The sequence below is a fragment of the Desulfovibrio aminophilus DSM 12254 genome (assembly GCF_000422565.1).
GTDB lineage: Bacteria > Desulfobacterota > Desulfovibrionia > Desulfovibrionales > Desulfovibrionaceae > Aminidesulfovibrio > Aminidesulfovibrio aminophilus.
The window spans coordinates 1-19,575 of record NZ_AUMA01000017.1; the positions used below are offsets into that span (position 1 = coordinate 1).

General features: G+C 64.2%; 18 protein-coding genes. 6 read left to right on the forward strand and 12 right to left on the reverse strand.

Annotation, left to right across the window (positions count from 1 at the left end; translation table 11 throughout):
* The 3 genes from H587_RS20285 to greA form a co-directional block, all read left to right on the forward strand.
* Positions 1-110, forward strand: a 110-nt coding sequence (locus H587_RS20285) for a type II toxin-antitoxin system RelE/ParE family toxin (protein ID WP_211219505.1), incomplete at its 5' end; no start/stop codon positions are given.
* Between the two features lie 10 nt (positions 111-120).
* A complete protein-coding gene (locus H587_RS0111030) occupies positions 121-435 on the forward strand; it encodes a HigA family addiction module antitoxin (RefSeq protein WP_027176320.1) in 315 nt (104 codons plus the stop codon).
* Between the two features lie 288 nt (positions 436-723).
* A complete protein-coding gene (greA, locus tag H587_RS0111035) occupies positions 724-1,212 on the forward strand; it encodes a transcription elongation factor GreA (protein WP_027176321.1) in 489 nt (162 codons plus the stop codon).
* Positions 1,213-1,284: 72 nt separating this feature from the next.
* On the opposite strand, the gene H587_RS18310 is transcribed toward greA, so the two are convergent.
* The 5 genes from H587_RS18310 to H587_RS0111060 all read right to left on the reverse strand — a co-directional run bounded on the left by H587_RS18310 (position 1,285) and on the right by H587_RS0111060 (position 6,988).
* Positions 1,285-2,418 carry a KamA family radical SAM protein gene (locus H587_RS18310; protein ID WP_051202700.1) on the reverse strand — a complete coding sequence of 378 codons (1,134 nt, stop codon included), beginning with the start codon at positions 2,416-2,418 and terminating at the stop codon, positions 1,285-1,287.
* A 183-nt stretch (positions 2,419-2,601) separates the two neighbouring features.
* Positions 2,602-2,955 carry a nucleotide pyrophosphohydrolase gene (locus tag H587_RS0111045; protein WP_027176322.1) on the reverse strand — a complete coding sequence of 118 codons (354 nt, stop codon included), beginning with the start codon at positions 2,953-2,955 and terminating at the stop codon, positions 2,602-2,604.
* A 31-nt stretch (positions 2,956-2,986) separates the two neighbouring features.
* Positions 2,987-4,231 carry a murein transglycosylase A gene (gene mltA / locus H587_RS18315; RefSeq protein WP_051202702.1) on the reverse strand — a complete coding sequence of 415 codons (1,245 nt, stop codon included), beginning with the start codon at positions 4,229-4,231 and terminating at the stop codon, positions 2,987-2,989.
* Position 4,232: 1 nt separating this feature from the next.
* Positions 4,233-5,348, reverse strand: coding sequence for an AI-2E family transporter (locus H587_RS0111055; protein WP_027176323.1), 1,116 nt, complete (start codon positions 5,346-5,348; stop codon positions 4,233-4,235).
* Positions 5,345-6,988: a hybrid sensor histidine kinase/response regulator gene (locus H587_RS0111060; RefSeq protein ID WP_245560869.1), complete on the reverse strand. Its 1,644-nt coding sequence runs from the start codon at positions 6,986-6,988 to the stop codon at positions 5,345-5,347. The genes H587_RS0111055 and H587_RS0111060 overlap by 4 nt, the downstream gene beginning before the upstream one ends.
* A 223-nt stretch (positions 6,989-7,211) precedes the next feature.
* Here H587_RS0111060 and H587_RS0111065 point away from each other — a divergent pair, with 223 nt between their 5' ends.
* The 3 genes from H587_RS0111065 to H587_RS0111075 all read left to right on the forward strand — a co-directional run bounded on the left by H587_RS0111065 (position 7,212) and on the right by H587_RS0111075 (position 9,619).
* Positions 7,212-8,021, forward strand: coding sequence for a basic amino acid ABC transporter substrate-binding protein (locus tag H587_RS0111065; protein ID WP_027176325.1), 810 nt, complete (start codon positions 7,212-7,214; stop codon positions 8,019-8,021).
* A 76-nt stretch (positions 8,022-8,097) separates the two neighbouring features.
* A complete protein-coding gene (locus H587_RS0111070; protein WP_027176326.1) occupies positions 8,098-8,892 on the forward strand; it encodes an amino acid ABC transporter permease in 795 nt (264 codons plus the stop codon).
* Positions 8,879-9,619, forward strand: coding sequence for an amino acid ABC transporter ATP-binding protein (locus H587_RS0111075; protein WP_027176327.1), 741 nt, complete (start codon positions 8,879-8,881; stop codon positions 9,617-9,619). Before H587_RS0111070 ends, H587_RS0111075 begins: the two co-directional genes overlap by 14 nt.
* A gap of 62 nt (positions 9,620-9,681) precedes the next feature.
* Here H587_RS0111075 and H587_RS0111080 read toward each other — a convergent pair whose 3' ends face one another.
* The 7 genes from H587_RS0111080 to H587_RS0111115 form a co-directional block, all read right to left on the reverse strand.
* Complete coding sequence (locus H587_RS0111080; RefSeq protein ID WP_027176328.1) at positions 9,682-10,587, reverse strand: formate dehydrogenase accessory protein FdhE; 906 nt, start codon at positions 10,585-10,587, stop codon at positions 9,682-9,684.
* 96 nt (positions 10,588-10,683) lie between these two features.
* Positions 10,684-11,409 (reverse strand): 4Fe-4S dicluster domain-containing protein, encoded by a 726-nt coding sequence (locus H587_RS0111085; RefSeq protein ID WP_027176329.1) that lies wholly within the window; start codon positions 11,407-11,409, stop codon positions 10,684-10,686.
* Positions 11,410-11,467: 58 nt separating this feature from the next.
* Positions 11,468-14,503 (reverse strand): formate dehydrogenase-N subunit alpha, encoded by a 3,036-nt coding sequence (gene fdnG / locus H587_RS0111090; RefSeq protein WP_084630641.1) that lies wholly within the window; start codon positions 14,501-14,503, stop codon positions 11,468-11,470.
* Positions 14,504-14,760: 257 nt separating this feature from the next.
* The gene (locus tag H587_RS0111100) at positions 14,761-15,486 is read right to left on the reverse strand and encodes a 4Fe-4S dicluster domain-containing protein (RefSeq protein ID WP_027176332.1); all 726 of its coding nucleotides are present in this window, start codon (positions 15,484-15,486) and stop codon (positions 14,761-14,763) included.
* Positions 15,487-15,504: 18 nt separating this feature from the next.
* Complete coding sequence (fdnG, locus tag H587_RS0111105) at positions 15,505-18,540, reverse strand: formate dehydrogenase-N subunit alpha (protein ID WP_027176333.1); 3,036 nt, start codon at positions 18,538-18,540, stop codon at positions 15,505-15,507.
* A gap of 206 nt (positions 18,541-18,746) precedes the next feature.
* Positions 18,747-19,229, reverse strand: a complete 483-nt coding sequence (locus H587_RS0111110) for a winged helix-turn-helix domain-containing protein (RefSeq protein ID WP_245560870.1) — start codon at positions 19,227-19,229, stop codon at positions 18,747-18,749.
* A 151-nt stretch (positions 19,230-19,380) separates the two neighbouring features.
* Entirely contained in the window at positions 19,381-19,575 is a 195-nt protein-coding gene (locus H587_RS0111115) for a hypothetical protein (protein WP_027176335.1), read from the reverse strand.

Here is a 19,575-nt window from a genome sequence, read left to right on the forward strand (position 1 = left end):
AGGGTGCGCTTTCCGGGCATTGGTCCGTGAAGGTGTCCGGCAACTGGCGGCTGACCTTCCGCTTCGAGAACGGAGACGCCCACGTTGTGAACTATCAGGACTACCACTAGGAGCCTCGCCATGAGCGCCAAAACCCGCAAGCCGACCCATCCCGGGGCTATCATCCTTCGGGACTACATGGAGCCGCTGAACCTGACCGTAACCGCCCTTGCCGCGCACCTGGGAATCAGCCGCAAGCATCTTTCCCAGGTGATACATGAACGGGCCTGCATCACGTCGGGCATGGCCCTACGCCTTGCCCGAGCCTTCAACACCACGCCGGAATTGTGGCTGAATCTCCAGCGCAAGCGCGACCTGTGGGAGGCCGAGCGGGAGACGCCGGGCTTGAAGGACGTTGCCCCTCTTCCTGGCCTGCCGGAGAAGTACGCCGCATAGGCTGGAACCGGGCAGGAGGCGGGCCTGTTCACCCTCCGGCAGGGTGGGGGAAGCCCTCCCCGAATGGGGGTAGCTATGGGGGTAGCAGCTATGACGCTCTCATATTTTCTTTAACTATAACAGCATATTGCGGTTTAATTTCGACTCCCGCCCTGGGCACCACGTTGTTAGCAGCCGCATGGACTTGACGGAACGCGCGGTCTGGTCTACCCCAGTCTTGTGCCGCGCGGGACATGTGACCGCCGCGGCGCTTTTTTGTAACCCCCCGAAATTGGATCAGGTGTGGACATGGAAAGCATCCCGATTTCCGTGGAAGGCTTCGAATTGCTCAAAAAGGAACTGGAGCGGCTCAAGAAGGAGCGCCCGGCGGTCATCCAGGCCATCAAGGAAGCGCGCGAGGAAGGCGACCTGCGGGAAAACGCGGGTTACGACGCCGCCCGTGAGCGCCAGGGCATGCTGGAGGCCAAGATCAATTACATCGAGTCGCGCATGGCGCGCTTCACGGTCATCGACCTGAAGAGCCTGGGCGGCAGCAAGATCAGCTACGGTGCCACGGTGGAAATCGAGGAAGTCGAGACCGGTGAGCGCCGCCGCTACACCCTGCTTGGCCCGGACGAGACCGCTTTCGTGCCGGGCAGCATCTCCGTGCTCTCGCCCATGGGACGGGCCCTGCTGGGCAAGGAGGAAGGGGACGACGCGGTGGTGGACGCCCCGCGCGGCAAGGTCGAATACGAGATACTCAGCGTCCACTTCGCGGAAGTGAGCATCGGCTCCTGAACGAAGACGACGATTTCCCGCAATGAAAAAGGCCGACGGTCGCACCGTCGGCCTTTTTTTCTCGGCGACCGTTCATTCCGGGCCGTAGCAATGGTAGCCGCGCCCAGGCCAGTGGGCCACCTCCCGTTCCACGTAGTCGTCGAACCAGAGTGCCTCGGGGTTGCCGCGAAAAACCATGAAACCGCTCTCGCGCTGGGGATCGGCCGCGCGGTGGTAGCGGAAGAAAATCTGATCCTCGGTGCGCCCCGCCACTTCGATCTTTCCAGACGAGTGCGACATGACGAGCTTGGCCCGCTTGGCCAGACCCGAGCAGTCCATTATGGCCCGCTGGAAGAGGTCGTAGGCACGCTCCACGGGCACGGTGAAACGCAGGTTTCCGGCCGTGGGGCGGCAAATGAAGACGTAATAGGGCGCGGCCCCGGCGAAGGACAGCTTGCGGAACAGCTCGGTGAGCACGGCCGAGTCGTCGTTGATCCCGCGCAGGATGGGCGTCTGATTGGCCACCACGACTCCGGCCCGTCCCAGCAGATCGATGGCGGCCACGGCCTGTTCGGTGAGTTCGCGCGGATGATTGAAATGGCTCATGACGTACATCTTGCGGCCTGGACGGCTGTAACGGCTGAACATCTCCAGCAGCGACGGGTCTCCGAGCACCCGATAGGGATTGTAGGCCAGCATCTTGCTGCCGATGCGCAGGATCTTCACATGGGGAATCTCGCGCAGTCTCCGCACCAGCGATTCCAGACGAGGCGTGGGCAGGAAAAGAGGGTCGCCGCCGGTGAGCAATACGTTGGTCAGTTCGGGGTGCGTGCGCACATATTCCACGGCCGCGTCCAGGTCGCGCCCCTTGCCGGGGTCACGTTTCATGAACCCGCGCTTGCGGAAGCAGAAACGACAAATGGCCCCGCAGACTTCGCTGGCCAGGAGCAGGGCCGTCTCGCCGTACTTGTGCTGCAACCCCGGGACCAGGGTGTAGCGATGCTCTTCCGAGGCGTCGAGGTCGCCCCACTCTTCCAACTCGTCCGGGTGGGGCACCACGATGCGTCGTATGGGGTCTTCTGGATCATCCCAGTCGATGAGGGAGAGGTAATAATCGTTGGCGCGGAAGGGATACTTGTCGGCGACGTCCCGCAAGGCGTCACGCTCCCCCGGCGCCAGCCAGTCAAGATGCTCGATTTTTGTGATGAAACGAGGATAGGCTTGCATCGGCAGCTCCTTGGATAGTGGTTTGCGGTGGGCGGGTGAACGACGGCTGAAGACCGATGGGCCTCGACGGGCCCGATCAGCGGCTTTTCCCTATCTGGCAGTATGCACGAAAAAGGCCCGCCGGGTCAAGCGAGGCGGCCCTGTCGGCCGGGAAACGGCCGGTCGGCGAGGAAAATCAGACGGTCAGGGCTTGGGTGGCTTGTTCTTGAACGATTCCCGGGGATACTTGGCTTCGTTGCGGGCCATCTTGGCCCAGGCCGCGCGCGTCAGGTCCACATCCAGTTCGTCGGCCAGCCGCAGCAGATAGATGAACACGTCGGCCATCTCGGACTCCACGGCCGCCCGTTTCTCTCCGGCCAGGAAGCGGCTCTCCTCCTGCTCCAACCATTGGAACTGCTCCACCAGCTCACCGCATTCAGCGGCCAGGGCCATGACCAAATTCTTGGGCGTCTGGAAACGCTGCCAGCCACGTTCGGCCACGAACGTCCGCAGGCGCTCCCTGACCATTTCGATGGTTGCTGATTCAACTTCATGCATGTCGTGAACACTCCTCCGACGCAGGAAAAATTCACTTGCCGAGGCCCAGAACCCGCTTGCTCACCACAACCATGACCCGGGCCTGGGACTTGAGCCGGCCGGCCACGAACTCACCCCGTTCGTCCGAACCGCAGAAGAGGTCCACCCGGGTCTGCTTGATGGCGCCGCCCGTGTCCTGGGCCAGCATGAGGCCCCGGAAGCGTTCCTCGCCCCCGGCGGGAACGGGCAACCGGGTATCCAGGGCGAAGACCGCCCCCAGGGGCATCACGCCCCGATCCACGGCGGCCGAGACGAAGGGGGTCAGCACTTGGCCCGCCGAGCCGTAGGGACCGTCGTCGGCCAAGCGGAAAAAGACGTAGCTCGGGTTGGTGTCCAGCAGTTCCCGCCGCAGATCCGGCCGCTCGGCCAAAAGGCTCCGGATGGCGGGCATGCTGGCCGCCTCGCGGGGCAACAGCCCCCGCTGATCCATGATCTTGGCCAGGGAGACATATTCCCGACCGTTCTTTCCGGCGTAGAGCACGTGCTTGACCCGGCCGTCCGGGAGCACGAGCCTGCCGGAGCCCTGGATCTGGAGAAAGAACACGTCCACGGGATCACGGGTCCAGGCGATCTCGAGTCCTCGCCCGTTCAACGCGCCTCGTCCGTCGATGGCCGCGCGATCGTGATACGGCTCCAAGCGGCCGTTCACCAATCGGTAGGTCAGCTGCTGTCCCTGCCACTTGGGATGGAAACGTCCCAGGTCGACCACCTGAAGGTCGTCGGGAGGGCCATACAGCGGCACGGGATAGCCGGGCGCCGGGGTCAGAGAGGCCTTCAGCCAGGGCTCATAGTAGCCGCTGAGCAGCGTCTCGGGAGCCAGTTGGAACCAGACGAACTCCCGGGCCAGGACCGCCGGGTCGCGGTCCAGTTCGGGCAACAGGCGCAACAGGTCTTCCAGGGTGGCGCGCAGATCCGCCCAGGTCAGGCGCAGGCCGGGACGGTCCACGGCCGTCGCCTCGGCGGGTCGGGAGGAGACGTAGGCCAGACTGCGGCGCAGCCCGGGCGCCAGCTCACGCCAGGAGGATAAGCCCTGGGCCGAGGGCGTCAGGCCGAGGGACAAAGAAGCGGCCTCGCTGCTGGGCAGTGGCTGGTAGCCTGGGGCTTCCAGCACGGGCGCGGGGAGCGCGGGCGGGCCCGAGGGGACTTTGGGGGCGCGGGGGGCGCAGCCGAAGATGATGACGAGCAGCGCCAGAGCCAGCGCCGCGCACGAAAGAGGCGCACGGTGAAGCTGTCGCAAATCAGGACTCCGAATCGGATGAGGGGGGCTGACAGTTGCAGCGGTCGGAAAGCATGTCGCGGTACTCCTCGCCGTAGATGCGCAGCATGACCATCACGAAGGTCAACGTCAACGGGCCGTAGAGGATGCCCGCGATGCCGAAGGCCGAGATGCCGCCGAGCACGGCCAGGAAGACGAAGAAGGTCGAAACCTGGGACGCCTCGCGCAGCAGCAGCGGTCGGAGCACCGTGTCCACGCTGGTGACCAGGACGCCGCACCAGAGGGCCAGGAAGACGGCCCAACCGGTCTGCCCCTGGATAAGCAGCCAGCCTGCCGCAGGAACCCAGACGAGGCCGGTGCCGACCACCGGCACCAAGGCCGCCAGAGCCATGACCCCGCCCCAGAACAGGGCCGGGAGACCCACGATGGCCAGGCCGATGCCGCCGAGGAGGCCCTGCAGCGCGGCGATGAAGAGCGTGCCCACCAGCACGGAACGGGCCACACGCTGGATGTTCTCGATGATCAGATCCTCCTGCTCCGTGCGAAGCGGGCAGAGATAGCGCAGCTTCTCGACCATGTCCCGCCCGTCGCGCAGGAAATAGAAAACGATGAAGACGAGGAGCAGGAGGTGAAAGATGAGCCGGGCCGTGTTGGTGAACAGTTGGCGCCCGGCCTCCACGGCGATCTGGCCGAGGTTGCGGGAGAACTCCAGAAGCCGGGCCTGGATGTCCGAGGCGTCGAGCTGCACGAAGGGCAGCTGCTCACGCAGCCAGACGAGGTGCTGGTCCAGTTGATGGGCGTCCAGGAGCTTGGCGAAATCGGTCTCGCGGGCCCAAACGTTCAGGGCCTGGAAGGTGTCGCGGGCCTGAATCACCAGCCCGAAGGTCAGGAAGAACAGCGGCAGGCCGATGCAGACCACGATGATCAGTACCGTGATCAGGGCCGCGAGCGTGCGCCTCCCTCCGGTTCGGCGCTGGATGCGGTTGAACAGGGGTGAAAAGATGAGTGAGACGACCCCGGAAAAGACGATGGTGTGCAGAAACGGCCCGGCGATGACGTAGGTCAGGTAAAGGGCGAACAGAAGCATCGTCAGGAGGAAGTAGATGTATATCTTGTCCGTACGCGTGGGACCGCTCATGCCGTGTCTCCGGAATGTTGCGCCGGGCGTTTCCCGGCAAGGGTGTTCAGAAGAACGCCCTCCAGGCGATCGATGTCCACGGGTTTGGCCACATAGGCGTCCATGCCCGCGTCCAGGCACCACTGCTCGTCCCCGGCCAGGGCGTGCGCCGTGAGCGCGACGATGGGCAGGGCCGGGTCCACCCCGGGCAGCCCCGCCCTGATGCGCCGCGTGGCCTCGATGCCGTCCAGCACAGGCATCTGCACGTCCATGATCACGAGATCGCAGGGCGTTCCGGCCAGGAGATCCAGGAGTTCCCGGCCGTTCTCCACGGCCGTGACCCGGCAGCCCCGACGTTCCAGGCCGCGAATCACGAACCGGCGGTTGACCAAGTTGTCCTCGGCCATGACCACGTGCCGCCCCTGGAGGGAGCCCGTGGCGGGCCTGGCCTGGTCGGTTGCCGGTTGCGGCCGCGCGCTGCCGTCCGGGCGCAGGAGAAAAGGAGCCGTGAAATGGAAAGAGCTGCCCCGCCCGACCACGCTCTCGGCCCACATGGCCCCGCCCATGAGGGCCACCAGCTTGCGGCAGGTGGCCAGACCCAGGCCCAGACCGCCATGGCGGCGGGTCATGTAGTCCTCTACCTGGGTAAAGCTTTCGAAAATGTCCCCCAGGCGGTCGGCCGGGATGCCGGGGCCGGTGTCGGAAACCGTGAAATGCAGCCGGGCCCGCTCCCGCCCGGTTTCTGGGCAGCGCTCCGAAGCCGAGGCGTCACACAGCGCAGCCTTCACGAGCACACGTCCCTCGGCGGTGTAGCGCACGGCGTTATGCAGCAAATGTCCCAATATCTGGCGCAGGCGGCCGTGATCCCCACGCAAGGCATGGGGCACGCCATCGTCGATCTCCACCGAGAGGCTCAATCCCTTGCGGCCGGCCGGCAGCCGATGGGGCGCGACCACGGAGTCGAGCACGTCCGACAGTTCGAAATCGCCTTCCCGCAGTTCCAGAATTCGGGCCTCGATCTTGGAGTAGTCCAGAATCTGGTTGATGACCGTGAGCAGGGAGAGGGCCGAATCCTTGATGAGTTCCAGGTTCTCCTGGTGCTCCTCCGGCAGCCCGGAGAGGAGCATGAGGTCGGTCATGCCGAGGATGCCGTTGAGCGGGGTGCGCAGTTCGTGGCTGATGGTGGCCAGGAAGGAGGTCTTGGCCTCGTTGGCGGCCTCGGCGGCGCGCATGGCCCGCAGCAGCTCCCGCTCCATGCGCGACTTGTACAGGGCCAGCTCGATGGCGGTCTGGAGATCCCTATCCTCATATGGTTTCACCAGAAAAGCGTAGGGCCCGGACTGTTTGGCCCGGGCCACGGTGTCCTCGTCCCAAAAGGCCGTGAGGAAGATGATCGGGGTGTGGAACTGGCGGCTGATGTTCTCGGCGGCCTCGACTCCGTCCATCCGCCCCTTGAGCCGAACATCCATGAGTACGAGGTCGGGCCGCTTTTCGCCGCATAGTCGAACCGCGTCCTCTCCGTTGTCGGCCAGCCCCGCCGAGGAATAGCCGAGCCGCGCAAGGGAAGCCGCCAGGGCCATGCCGATGACGCGCTCGTCGTCCACGACGAGAATGCTGGGGGGGCGTCCGCCGCCGTTCTGGGCCATGCCGTCGCGTTCCACGCCTGGTGATTCCTTCGTGCGGGTCAAATACAGGAATATTCCATTCTTACGCCCCAACCTCCGCGCAGGTCAAGACACGGCGGCTTCCCCGGAGGGGAAAAGCTTGCCACTTCAAGGCGCGGATAGTTGACGCTTCCCGCGTCTTGGTTGTAGTGGAAGGTCTTCACCGCCACAAGACCGGGAACCGTATCCAAAGTTTTCCAACCGCGATATGGAGGACGCCATGCTGAAAAAACTTTGCCTGCCTTTGCTCTTTGCGTTGCTTGCCCTGTCCCTGGCCGCCTGTGAGCAGAAGGCCGAGCAGAAGCCCGCCGCCGAGCAGAAGCCCGCCGCCGCCGAGGCCGCTCCCAAGAAGCTCATCGTCTTCGCCTCGGACTGCACCTGGCCTCCCATGGAGATGGTCGACGAGGCCACCAAGCAGTGCAAGGGCTTCGGCCCCGACCTGGTCGCCGCCATCGCCAAGGCCGGCGGCTTCGACGTGAAGGTCGAGAACACCGCCTGGGACGGCATCTTCGCCGGTCTGGCCGCGGGCAAGTACCAGGCCATTTCCTCCTCGGTGTCCATCACCGACGAACGCAAGAAGACCATGGATTTCACCGATCCCTACTTCGAGGTCCAGCAGGGTGTCGTGGTGCCCAAGACGGCCACCGTGACGAGTCTGGCCGACCTGAAGGGCAAGACCATCGGCGCGCAGATCAACACCACCGGCCACTTCACCGCCAAGAAGGTTGAGGGCGCCAAGGAAGTGAAGGGCTACGACGAAGTGGGTCTGGCCATGAAGGACCTGGTCAACGGCCGCCTCGACGCCGTCATCTGCGACGACGCCGTGGCCACCGACTACGCGCTGAGCAATCCCGACTACTCCAAGACCCTGACCGTGGGCTTCCTGGTCAAGCCGGATTCTCCCGAATACCTGGGCTTCGCCGTGCAGAAGGGCGACAAGGCGACCCTGGACCTGATCAACAAGGGCCTCGCGGCCGTCAAGGCCAGCGGCGAGTACGACAAGATCTACGCCAAGTGGTTCAAGAAGTAGGCCCCATCGGCAGTCAATCCCGGGGGCCCGGGCGATCCCGGGCCCCCTTTTTCATGACCTTCAACCAGCACTAGCCATGAGCACAACTCCCCTCTCCCTAGACGTCAGCGACGGCGCGGCCATTCCTCGCAAGAAAGACCGAGGGCTCTTCTCGGCCTGGTGGCTGTCCTTCATCGGCGCGCTGGCCATCACGGCCTTTCTCTGCATCACCCGGCCGGACCCCTATCTGCGCATCCTGGCCTTCGTCCCGGACGGCATCCTGGTGACCTTCCAGGTGACCACCCTGTCCATTCTCCTGGCCCTGGTCCTGGGACTGATCACGGGGCTCGGGCGCATCTCGCGCAACCGGGCCCTGAACCTCATCGCCTCCACCTATGTGGAGGTGATCCGCGGCATCCCCCTGTTGGTGCAGCTTTTCTACATCTACTACGCCCTGGCCGCCATTCCCTACGTAAGCAAGCTGCCCCCCCTGGCCTCGGCCGTCATCGCCATGGGCTTCTGCTACGGCGCCTACATGGGCGAAGTCTTCCGGGCGGGCATCGAGTCCATCGACAAGGGCCAGACCGAGGCGGCCCGCTCACTGGGCTTCAACCGCCGCCAGACCATGCTGCTGGTCATCCTGCCCCAGGCCTGGCGCACCATCCTGCCGCCGGTGGGCAACGAATTCATCGCCCTGCTCAAGGACAGCTCCCTGGTCTCCATCCTGGCCGTGGCCGACCTGCTGCGCCGGGGACGGGAGTTCGCCGGAGAGACCTTCTTCTACTTCGAGGCCTACACCATCGTGGCCCTGGTCTATCTGGTCATCACGCTGGTTCTGTCCAAGGGCGTCAGCCACATGGAATCAAGGCTCAACTACTATGACCGACATTAACCCCATCATCGACATCAGGAACGTCAGCAAGCTTTTCGGCAGCCTGCGCGCCCTGAACAACGTCTCCCTGTCCATCCGCCCCAGCGAGAAGGTGGTCATCATCGGCCCCTCGGGCTCGGGCAAGAGCACGCTCCTGCGCACCATCAACCAGTTGGAGCAGGTGGACCAGGGCACGATCCTCGTGGACGGCCAGGAAGTCACCTCGCCCGACACCGACATCAACAGGGTGCGCATGGAACTGGGCATGGTTTTCCAGTCCTTCAACCTGTTCCCACACAAGACCGTGTTGGAAAACCTGACCATGGCCCCGATCAAGCTCAAGAACGTGCCCAAGCTGGAGGCCGAGAGCCGGGCCATGGGCCTGCTCAAGAAGGTCGGCATCCAGGAGAAGGCCCACGTCTACCCCACCATGCTCTCCGGCGGCCAGCAGCAGCGCGTGGCCATCGCCCGGGCCCTGGCCATGCAGCCCAAGATCATGCTCTTCGACGAGCCCACCAGCGCCCTGGACCCGGAGATGATCGGCGAGGTTCTGGACGTCATGGTCAAGCTGGCCCGCGAGGGCATGACCATGGTGGTCGTCACGCACGAAATGGGTTTCGCCCGGGAAGTGGCCGACCGCGTGGTCTTCATGGACGCGGGCACGATCATCGAGGAGGGCACCCCGGAGCACTTCTTCACCGCGCCCCGGCACGACCGGGCCAAGCTCTTCCTCAGCCAGATTCTTTAGCGACGAAAAAGGAGCGGCGGGACATCGCGCCCCGCCGCTCCTTTCTCCTTCTTTCAACAAACTCAAAGCACCGCATTCCAGGCGTGCCCCGCCAGGGGCGCGTAGCCCTGTTCGCGGGCCAGCACCTCCAGGGGCAGCATGGCCAGGGCGGCCATGTCCGGTTCCGGGACGTCCACCAACTCCCCCGTGTCCAGGCACAGGCAATAGGTCTTGCAGGACCGGCAGACGTCCACCCGCTCGAAGGGGCGCTCGGCCACATGCAGATGGAACAACTGATCCGGTTCCTCGACGCCGCAGGCCGGGCAGAAGACCCGCTTGCAACGCCATTGGGTCGAACAAGTGGCACACCGCATCCAGCGCTGGCCGCCGTGGGCCTGGATGAAATCCGACTCGTCACGCACCCGCACGAGTTGAGAATAGTTCGGCGCGCCGCCGCAGATCGGGCAAGAACCGCGCAGCCAGGGCAATCCCTTGATCCGCTCGGCCAGATCCCGCGCCTGGCGCTCCACGAACGGTTTGGCGATCTGGGCGGCGGCGAAGCCCAAGACATCCTCCGAAACTCCCGCCGGGGGCTGAACCTTGGCCTCGAACGCCAGGGCGAACAACGCGTCCGGCGGCATTGAGCCGTCGGCCAGACTCCGGCGCAATATCGCCAATTCTCCCGCCAGGGCGGGAAAAGCCCGCTCCATGACCGGCAGGAGCGTCGCGGCGGCCCCGCCCAGCGCGGGACCAGGATTCTGGAATCCCGAATCCGCCAGAAGCCAGACTCCCTGGCCGAACCGCGCGAGGTCCGGCTCCGGCGTCGCGCCGCGCCACCCCGGAGCCTGTTCACGAATCTCGGCCTGGGCGGCCAGAACCGGACCGAAGGCCGAAAACAAGGTCTCCAGGGCCGGGGCCTGACTCGCGAACCGCCGTGCATCGTTCAGAATGCGCCGTCCTTCCTCGGTCGTCTGCTCACCGCCGTGCATCTGCTGTCTCCTCATTGTGATCGAAGTGGGCGAGGCCGCCCGCGCCGGGGCGGGGCGGCCTCGCGACAACCGGGAACCGGAGGTGCCCCCGGGGAATCAACCTTGAATGCTTCTCGCCATGCGCCTGAAGGGCGCCGCCACATTCGCCAGGAGCTGGCCCCGGGTGAAGAGTTGCGGAGCCTGGGCCACAGCGAACTTGTGGTACATCGCCGGTTCGTCCGTCACCAGATAGACCACGGCCAGATCGGCCGGGTTCAGCAACTGGGCCTTGGGCCACTCCTTCTTGACCGCCGCCAACCGGGCCTCGGCCTGCTTGAGGATCTCCTCGCGCTCACCGAAGCTCATGGCCCCCATGGCGCAGCTCTTGACGCACATGGGCAGCAGGTTGGCCTGGACGCGGTCGATGCACATATCACACTTGACGATGCGCTTGGTGTCCGGATCCTGGCGGGGGATGTCGTAGGGACAGGCCCCGCGAATGACGTCGAAGTCCTCCTGAGCCGTCTTCTCCGTGTAGATCACCGCACCGGTGGCGGGATCCTGGATGATGGCCCCTTCCACGCTGGAGGCCATCTTGCAGGGGGCCTCCAGGCAATGGCGGCACTGGTCCGGGAAGAAGTACCAGGAGACCTTGCCGGTTTTATCCATGTGCTCGCTGAAACGCACGAGCTTCACGTTGTACGGATTGAGGTCCGGGGGATTCTGGTGTGTGCCCGTCTGCTTCGTGGGCACCGGAGGGAATCCCTTCCACTCCTTGCAGGCCACCTGGCAACCCCGGCAGGCCGTGCACTTCGTGGTGTCGATGAAAAACGCCTTGGGCATCTTCGTTCTCCTTGCTTGTTCCAGGGGCGGACGACGGAACGTCCGCCCCTGGTTCGCCTTACAACTCGGTCACCTTGTCGGCCTTGCGCAGATTGACCAGGCTGGCCTTGTACTCAGGAATGGTCGAGTTGGGATCGCCCACCGAGGGAATCAGCCGGTTCGCCGCGTCGCCGCACTTCGGCTTGGTCCAGCCGAAGCAGAACGGCATGCCCACCAAGTGCACGGTCTTGCCCGCCACCTTGAAGGGCTTGATGCGCACCGTGACCATGGCCACGGCCTCGACCTTGCCGCGCAGGCTCTCGACGATGACCACATCGCCGTTCTTGATGCCCTTTTCCTTGGCCAGTTGCGGGCTCATCTCCACGTACTGCTGAGGCTCAGCCTCCAGCAGCGCCGGGCCGTTGCGGGTTTCCGAACCCGAGCACCAGTGCTCGGTCAGGCAGTAGGTGGTGAGCACGATGGGATAGCGCGGGTCGCCGTTGGCGGCCAGGGCGTCCATGTCGCTGGTCACGGACTTGAAGCAGGGGTTGTTCATCTGTTTGGAGAACGGATTGGCCTTGAGCGGCGTCTCCACCGGCTCATAGTGCTCGGGGAACGGCCCGTCCTCGCGGCCGGGGCCGTAAAGCTGCGCCCGTCCCTCGGTGCACATGATGAAGGGATACTTGCCGCCTTCCATGGACATGGGGGAGGCCGGACCGTCCGGAACGTCGCCCACCCACTTGCCCTCCTCCCAGACGATGACCGCCTTGTCCGGATTGTAGGGCTTGCCGTTCATATCCACCGAGGCGCGGTTGTAGAGCACCCGGCGGTTCATGGGCCAAGCCCAGGCGAACTTGGGATACAGGCCGATCTTGGCCTGCATGGGCGTCTGGGTCAAATCCCGGCGCTTGGCCAGGTTGCCCTCGGCCTCGGTGTAGCCGCCGCAGTAGACCCAGCATAGACTCGAAGTAGAACCGTCATCCTTGAGGTTGGCGAAACCGGGCACGAGCTGGCCCTTCTTGTACTCCTTGTCCCCGATCTTCACGTCCTGGGTGAAGTAACCGTTGATCTTCTTGGTCATGGTCTCGGCGTCGAACTTCTCCGGGCAGTCCATGTTCAGGACTCCCTCGGGGAAGACGCCGCCGTTCTTGGAGTAAAGGGCGCGCATGCGGTTGTTGATCTCCACGATCATGTCGCCCATGCTCCGGCTTTGGCCCAGGGGCTCCACGGCCTTGTAGTGCCACATGTGCCAGCGGCCCGAGTTGGAGATGGTGCCCTCCTTCTCGGCTCGGTAGGCCGAGGGCAGCAGGAAGACCTCGGTCTGGATGGAGGCCGGATCGGCACCGGGCTTGCGCCAGAAGTCCGTGGTCTCGTTGTGGTAGACGTCGGCCAACACGAGCCAATCCAGGTTGCCCAGGGCCTTGCGCACCTTGTTGCTGTTGGGGAAGCTCTGCGCCGGGTTGTGCCCGAAACAGAAACCGCCCTTGATCTGGCCCTTGTACATGCGGTCGAAGATGAACAGGTGGGAGTAGTCCACGCCCGGCTCCAACTTGGGGAACCACGCGTAGCCGAACCCGTTCTCCTTGGTGGCCTTGTCGCCGTACCAGGCCTTGAACAAGCTGACTATATACTTGGGACGGTTACCCCACCAGTTCACGCTCTTGGGATCCTTGCTCACGGGCGTGTTGGCCTTGATATACTCGTCCAGGGTAGCGAAGTTGGCCGTGGGCGCGTTGTGGTAGCCGGGGATGTAGCCATAAAGCAGGGCGTGGTCCGTGGAGCCCTGCACGTTGGGCTCGCCGCGCAGGGCGTTGATGCCGCCTCCCGCCACGCCGATGTTCCCCAACAGGAGTTGGATGATGGCCGAGAGCCGGATGTTCTGGACGCCCACGGTGTGCTGGGTCCATCCCAACGCATAGAGAATGGTGCCCGCCTTGTCCGGTTTGCCAGTGGCGGCGAAGGCATCATAGACCTTGAGCAGGTCGGCCTTGGCCACGCCGGTGACGTCGGAAACCTTGTCCAGGGTGTAGCGTGAATAGTGCTGTTTGAGCAGGTTCAGCACACAACGGGGATGCTTGAAGGTCGGATCGGTCTTGGGCAGACCGTTCTCGTCCTTCTCAAGAGCCCAGGCGCTCTTGTCATACTTGCGTTTCGTGGGATCGTAGCCGGAGAAGATGCCGTCCTTGAAGGCGAACTTCTCGCCCACGATGAAGGCCGCGTTCGTGTAGTTGTTGACGTATTCCGAGAAATACTTCTTGCTGTCCAGGAGATACTTGACCATGCCGCCCAGGAAGGCGATGTCCGTGCCGCTGCGCAGAGGCACGTGGAAGGTGCTCCGGGCCGAGGTGCGCGAGAACTTCGGGTCGACGTGGATCACCACGGCGCCCTTCTCCTTGGCCTTGAGCACCCACTTGAAGGCGATGGGATGGTGCTCGGCGGCGTTGCTGCCCATGATGAACACCACATCGGCGTTGCCGATGTCGGTGTAGTGATTCGTCATCGCTCCGCGTCCGACCGACTCTGCCAGAGCCGGCACAGTGGGGCTGTGTCAGACACGTGCCTGGTGGTCGAAATGGACCACTCCCAGGCCGCGCACGAATTGGTGGGTCACCGCGCATTCTTCATTGGACATCTGGGAACTGCCGAGATGGAACACCGACTCGAGCCGGTTCACGTCCTGGCCGGAGGCGTTCTTGAGCACGAAATCGCGATCGCGGGTCTCCTTGACCTTGGTCGCGATGCGATCAAGCATCCAGTTCCAGTCCTTCTCCTCCCACTTGTCGCTGCCCGGGGCGCGATAGAGGGGTTTGGTCAGCCGGTTCTCGTTGACGTGCAGGGAGCGCAACGCCGCGCCCTTGGCGCACAAGCCGCCGCCGCTGATGGGATAGTCCGGGTCGCCCTCGATGTTGACGATCTTGCCGTCCTTGACATGCACCAGCGTGTTGCAGCCGCAGGAGCAGAACGGACAGATGGAGATGACCTCCTTCGCCCCCTCGATCTTCAGCCCGGCCGCGTAGGCGCGGACCGGCCCGAGATCGAGCCCGAAGCGGCCCAGGGTCAGGCCCGCCAGGCCCGCCCCCGCGGCCTTCATGAACGTTCGCCGTGTAATGGCCATGCGCACTCTCCTTGAACGTTGTCTGTCCGGCCCGGGAGCCGCAAGGGACCGGAGTGATCAGAAGACGCGGCTCCTTTTCACCCCCGATCCTGGCATGTCACGCGGCGGCAGGTCAACGTGAATGGTCAAAAAATACAGTAAGTTATTAATATTATCTTAAACATATAGTCGTTTTGGCACCAGCCGCGGCATCCCGAAAAACAGCGGGGCCGCTCCCGAGGAAGCGGCCCCGCCCGATCACGTCGAGCGCGGCGCGCTCAACCGCGCAAGGCCCGGGCCACGCGCCGCAACGGCGACGCCAGCCCGGCCAGCATCTGCTGGCGGGTCAGGAGCCCTGGCGCTTCGGCCACGGCGAATTCATGGTACTTCTTGGGCTCGTCCTCCACTAGGTAGATGACCGAGACGTCGTCCGGGTTGCAGAGTTGGGCCTTGGGGAACTTCTTCTTGACCGCGGCCAGGCGGTCTCCGGCCATCTTGAGCATGGCCGCGCGCTCGCCGAAGTTCATGGCCCCCATGGCGCAGGACTTCACGCACATGGGCAGCAGGTTGGCCTGGACGCGGTCGATGCACATGTCGCACTTGACGATGCGCCTGGTGGCCGGGTCCAGCCTCGGGATGTCGTAGGGACAGGCCCCGTGAATCACCTCGAAGTCTTCCTGGGCCGTCTTCTCCGTGAAGATCACCGCTCCAGTGGCGGGATTCTGGATGATGGCCCCCTCCACGCCGGAGGCCTGCTTGCAGGGAGCCTCCAGGCAATGGCGGCACTGGTCCGGGAAGAAGTACCAGGAAACCACTCCGTTCTTGTCCATGTGCTCGCTGAAGCGCACGAGCTTGAAGTTGTTCGGATTGAGGTCCGGCGGATTCTGATGCGTGCCCGTCTGCTTCGTGGGCACGGCGGGCAGCCCCTTCCACTCCTTGCAGGCTACCTGGCAACCTCGGCAGGCCGTGCATTTCGTCGTATCGATGAAGAACGCCTTGGGCATGGTCGTCGCTCCTTTAAGCTACAGCTCGGTCGCCTTGTCGGCCTTGCGCAGATTCACAAGGCAGGCCTTGTATTCCGGGATCGTGGTGTTGGGGTCGCCGATGGACACGGTGACGCGGTTGGTGGAGTCGCCGCACTTGGGCTTGGTCCAGCCGAAGCAGAACGGCATGCCCACCAGGTGCACGGTCTTGCCCATGATGGTGAAGGGCTTGACGCGCACCGTGACCATGGCCACGGCCTCGGTCTTGCCGCGCAGACTCTCGATGATGACCACGTCGCCGTTCTTGACGCCCTTTTCCTTGGCCAGTTGTGGGCTCATCTCCACGTACTGCTGGGGTTCGGCCTCCAGCAGGGGCGGGGCGTTGCGGGTCTCCGAGCCGGAACACCAGTGCTCGGTGAGGCTGTAGGTGGTGAGTACGATGGGGAAGCGCGGGTCGCCGTTCTTGGCCAGCTCGTCCATGTCGCTCATGATGACCTTCATCACCGGGTTGTGCATCTGTTTGGAGAAGGGATTCACCGAGAGCGGGGTCTCGGCCGGCTCATAGTGCTCGGGGAAGGGTCCGTCCTCGCGGCCCGGGCCGAAGAGCTGGGAGTGGCCCTCGGTGGTCATGATGAAGGGGTACTTGCCGCCCTCTTGGGCCATGGGCGGGTAGCCGCCGTCGGGCACGTCGCCCACCCACTTGCCGTTCTCCCAGGCGATGACCACCTTGTCCGGGTTGTAGGGCTTGCCGTTCTGGTCCACCGAGGCGCGGTTGTAGAGGATGCGCCGGTTCATGGGCCAGGCCCAGGCGAAGCCCGGGAACAGGCCGATCCTGGCCTGCATGGGGGTCTGGGTCAGGTCGCGGCGCTTGGCCAGGTTGCCGCCCTCCTCGGTGTAACCGCCGGTGTACACCCAGCACATGCTCGTGGTGGAGCCGTCGTCCTTGAGATTGGGGAAGCCGGGCACCAGTTGGCCCTTCTTGTATTCCTTGTCCCCGATCTTGGTGTCGCGGGTGAAGAAGCCGTTGACCCGCCGGGCCACGGCCTCGGCGTCGAACCTGTCCGGGTAGTCGGCCTTGGTGATGGGCTCGGGGAAGATCCCGCCCTCCTTGACGTAGAGGCCGCGCACCCGGTTCATCATCTCCACGAACATCTCGCCCATGTTGCGGCTCTTGCCCAGGGGCTCCACGGCCTTGTAGTGCCACATGTGCCAGCGGCCCGAGTTGGAGATGGTCCCGTCCTTCTCGGCCCGGTAGGCCGAGGGCAGGAGGAAGACCTCGGTCTTGACGGTCTTGGGGTCCACGCCGGGCCTGCGCCAGTTGTCCGTGGTCTCGTTGTGGAAGACGTCGCCCATGACGAGCCAGTCCAGCTTGTCCCAGGCCTTGCGCACCTTGTGGGTGTTGGGGATGCTCTGGCAGGGGTTGTGGCCGAAGCAGAAGCCGCCCTTGATCTCGCCCTTGTACATGCGGTCGAAGATGTACAGGTGCGAGCAGTCCATGCCCACGTCCATCTTCGGCACCCAGGAGTAGCCGAAGTCGTTCTCCCTGGTGGCGTTCTCGCCGTACCAGGACTTGAGCAGGCTGACCACGTACTTGGGCCGATTGCCCCACCAGTTCACGCTCATGGGGTCCTTGGTGCCCGGGGTGTAGGCCTTGAGATACTCGTCCAGGGTCTGGTAGTTGGCCGTGGGCGTGCTGTGGTAGCCGGGCAGATAGCCGTAGAGCAGGGCGTGGTCCGTGGTGCCCTGGACATTGGGCTCGCCGCGCAGGGCCGCGATGCCGCCGCCGGCGATGCCCACGTTGCCCAGCAACTGCTGGATGATGCCCGAGAGACGGATGTTCTGCACACCCACGCTGTGCTGGGTCCAGCCCAGGGCGTAGCAGAAGACGCCGGCCCGATCCGGCCTGCCCGTGGCGCAGAAGGCCTCGTAAACCTTGAGCAGGTTCTCCTTGCTCACGCCGGTGACCGAGGACACGCGGTCCAGGCTGTAGCGGTCGTAGTGGGCCTTCATCACGTTGATGACGCAGCGCGGGTGCTTGAGCGTCTTGTCGCGCTTGACCAGACCCTGCTCGTCCTTCTCAAAGGCCCAGGCGCTCTTGTCGTACTTGCCCTTGGCCGCGTCGAAGCCGGCGAACATGCCGTCCTTGAAGGAGTACTTCTCGCCCACCAGGAAGCTCGCGTTGGTGTAGTTCAGCACGAACTCGGCGAAGTATTTCTTGTTCTCCAGAATGTACTTGACCATGCCGCCGAGCATGGCGATGTCGGTGCCGCTGCGGATCGGCACATGGAAGCTGCTGCGGGCCGAGGTGCGCGAGAACTTGGGGTCCACGTGGATGACCACCGCGCCCTTCTCCTTGGCCTTGAGAATCCACTTGAAGGTCATGGGGTGGTGCTCGGCGCAGTTGCTGCCCATGATGAGCACGGCGTCGGCGTTGGCCAGGTCGTTGTAGTGGTTGGTCATGGCCCCGCGGCCGTAGCACTCGGCCAGGGCCGGCACCGAGGGACTGTGGCAGATGCGGGCCTGGTGGTCGAAGTGCACGATGCCGAAGGCGCGGATCATCTGGTGCAGGACCGCGGCCTCCTCGTTGGAGACCTGCGAGGAGCCCAGGTGGAAGACGCTCTCCAGGCGGTTGACCAGCTGGCCGGCGGCATTCTTCGGCAGGAAATCCTTGTCGCGCTGGTCCTTGATGCGTCGGGCGATGCGCTCCATCATCCAGTTCCAGTCCTTCTCCTCCCACTTGTCGCTGCCGGGCGCCCGATACAAGGGCTTGGTCAGCCGCTCCGGGCTGATGTGCAGGGACTTGAGCGAGGCGCCCTTGGCGCAGAGGCCACCGCCGCTGATGGGGAAGTCCGGATCGCCCTCGATGTTGATGATCTTGCCGTCCTTGACGTGCACCAGCGTGTTGCAGCCGCAGGAGCAGAACGGACAGATGGAGATGACCTCCTTGGCCCCCTCGATCTTCAATCCAGCCGCGTAGGCCCGAACCGGGCCGAGGTCCAGCCCCAACCTCCCCAGGGCCAAACCCGCCAGACCCGCTCCGGTCGCCTTGATGAACGTTCGCCTCGTGATGCTCATGCGCATGCCTCCTTGCACCCTTCCTGCCCGGTCCAAGAGCCGCCGAACGACCGGAGGGATGAACACGACCGCGGCTCTATGTATTGATATTATTTTTCACAATACATAGACGTGGTCAATTCAATGAGGCGAAAAATACAATGATTTTAAAATATTACTTCAAACATAATGAAGGTCTGGCACCGGGCGGCGCCAAATGGAATGGATCAACGAAGAGGCGATTCGCCCCCGTCGTCCTGGAAACGACGCGCCGGGAAAGGAAATACTTCGGAAGCCGCATCCACGGCAGCGGACTCCACACGTTCGAACCAACGCTGGAACCATTCGGCCATGGCCCGCCCTTCCGGGGTGAGCACGATGCCCTGGCGGCGGCTGCCCCTCGACTCCACCAGCTTGAAGCCCAGGGCCTTTTCACTCCGCTGGATCTTGCCCCAGGCGGCCCGATAGGACATGCCCAGGCTCTCGGCGGCCTTCTTCAACGAACCGAGGCGTTCGACCTGGAACAGGAGTTGGGCGCGGCCCGCGCCGAAACACATGTCGCCGTCCCGCTCCAGCCATAAGTGCAGCCGCACGGTGGGGCTGGATGCGGACGCGGAGAGGCCCGCCATCGGCCGGGCAGCGTGCTCCGCCTTCCTGGCCTTCTCGCGCCTGCCGCGCTCTTCCGGCTCCCGGGCCATACCCTCGTCCATGTCCACTCCCTTCGGCGCACGGACTCCCGTACGCTCGACACGATGCGGACATGTTATGTCAAAAATGACAGAACGGCAGAAAAAGGGGATATGCGCCGATTTTGACACCAGATCACTTGTTCCCAAGCAACCGGGCCACGCGGAAAAACAGTTACTTCTTTCGTTCGCGGAGATTCTTGAAGGAAATGCCCGCCAGACAGCCCACCAGCGCGCCGAGGAGAAGCCCGCGCTCCAGGCTCATGATGCCGGTCCAGCCCGCCAGCAAGCCCAGGGAGCCGCCCACGAGAATGCCCTTGGCCAGGGCTTCGAGCCAGAGTTCCAGGTTCTTGTCGCGGTCGTCGGGCAT

What these genes read in the sequence shown, in the direction of transcription:
- H587_RS0111045 (WP_027176322.1), bottom strand. Translation starts at nt 2,955, where the DNA reads ATGCATGAAGTTGAATCAGCAACCATCGAAATGGTCAGGGAGCGCCTG.
- H587_RS0111085 (WP_027176329.1), bottom strand. Translation starts at nt 11,409, where the DNA reads ATGCCCAAGGCGTTTTTCATCGACACCACGAAGTGCACGGCCTGCCGG.
- H587_RS0111115 (WP_027176335.1), bottom strand. Translation starts at nt 19,575, where the DNA reads ATGCCCGACGACCGCGACAAGAACCTGGAACTCTGGCTCGAAGCCCTG.
- H587_RS18310 (WP_051202700.1), bottom strand. Translation starts at nt 2,418, where the DNA reads ATGCAAGCCTATCCTCGTTTCATCACAAAAATCGAGCATCTTGACTGG.
- H587_RS0111100 (WP_027176332.1), bottom strand. Translation starts at nt 15,486, where the DNA reads ATGCCCAAGGCGTTCTTCATCGATACGACGAAATGCACGGCCTGCCGA.
- H587_RS0111110 (WP_245560870.1), bottom strand. Translation starts at nt 19,229, where the DNA reads ATGGACGAGGGTATGGCCCGGGAGCCGGAAGAGCGCGGCAGGCGCGAG.
- H587_RS0111080 (WP_027176328.1), bottom strand. Translation starts at nt 10,587, where the DNA reads ATGCACGGCGGTGAGCAGACGACCGAGGAAGGACGGCGCATTCTGAAC.
- H587_RS0111075 (WP_027176327.1), top strand. Translation starts at nt 8,879, where the DNA reads ATGACCGACATTAACCCCATCATCGACATCAGGAACGTCAGCAAGCTT.
- H587_RS0111070 (WP_027176326.1), top strand. Translation starts at nt 8,098, where the DNA reads ATGAGCACAACTCCCCTCTCCCTAGACGTCAGCGACGGCGCGGCCATT.
- H587_RS0111055 (WP_027176323.1), bottom strand. Translation starts at nt 5,348, where the DNA reads ATGAGCGGTCCCACGCGTACGGACAAGATATACATCTACTTCCTCCTG.
- greA (WP_027176321.1), top strand. Translation starts at nt 724, where the DNA reads ATGGAAAGCATCCCGATTTCCGTGGAAGGCTTCGAATTGCTCAAAAAG.
- H587_RS0111065 (WP_027176325.1), top strand. Translation starts at nt 7,212, where the DNA reads ATGCTGAAAAAACTTTGCCTGCCTTTGCTCTTTGCGTTGCTTGCCCTG.
- fdnG (WP_027176333.1), bottom strand. Translation starts at nt 18,540, where the DNA reads ATGAGCATCACGAGGCGAACGTTCATCAAGGCGACCGGAGCGGGTCTG.
- H587_RS0111030 (WP_027176320.1), top strand. Translation starts at nt 121, where the DNA reads ATGAGCGCCAAAACCCGCAAGCCGACCCATCCCGGGGCTATCATCCTT.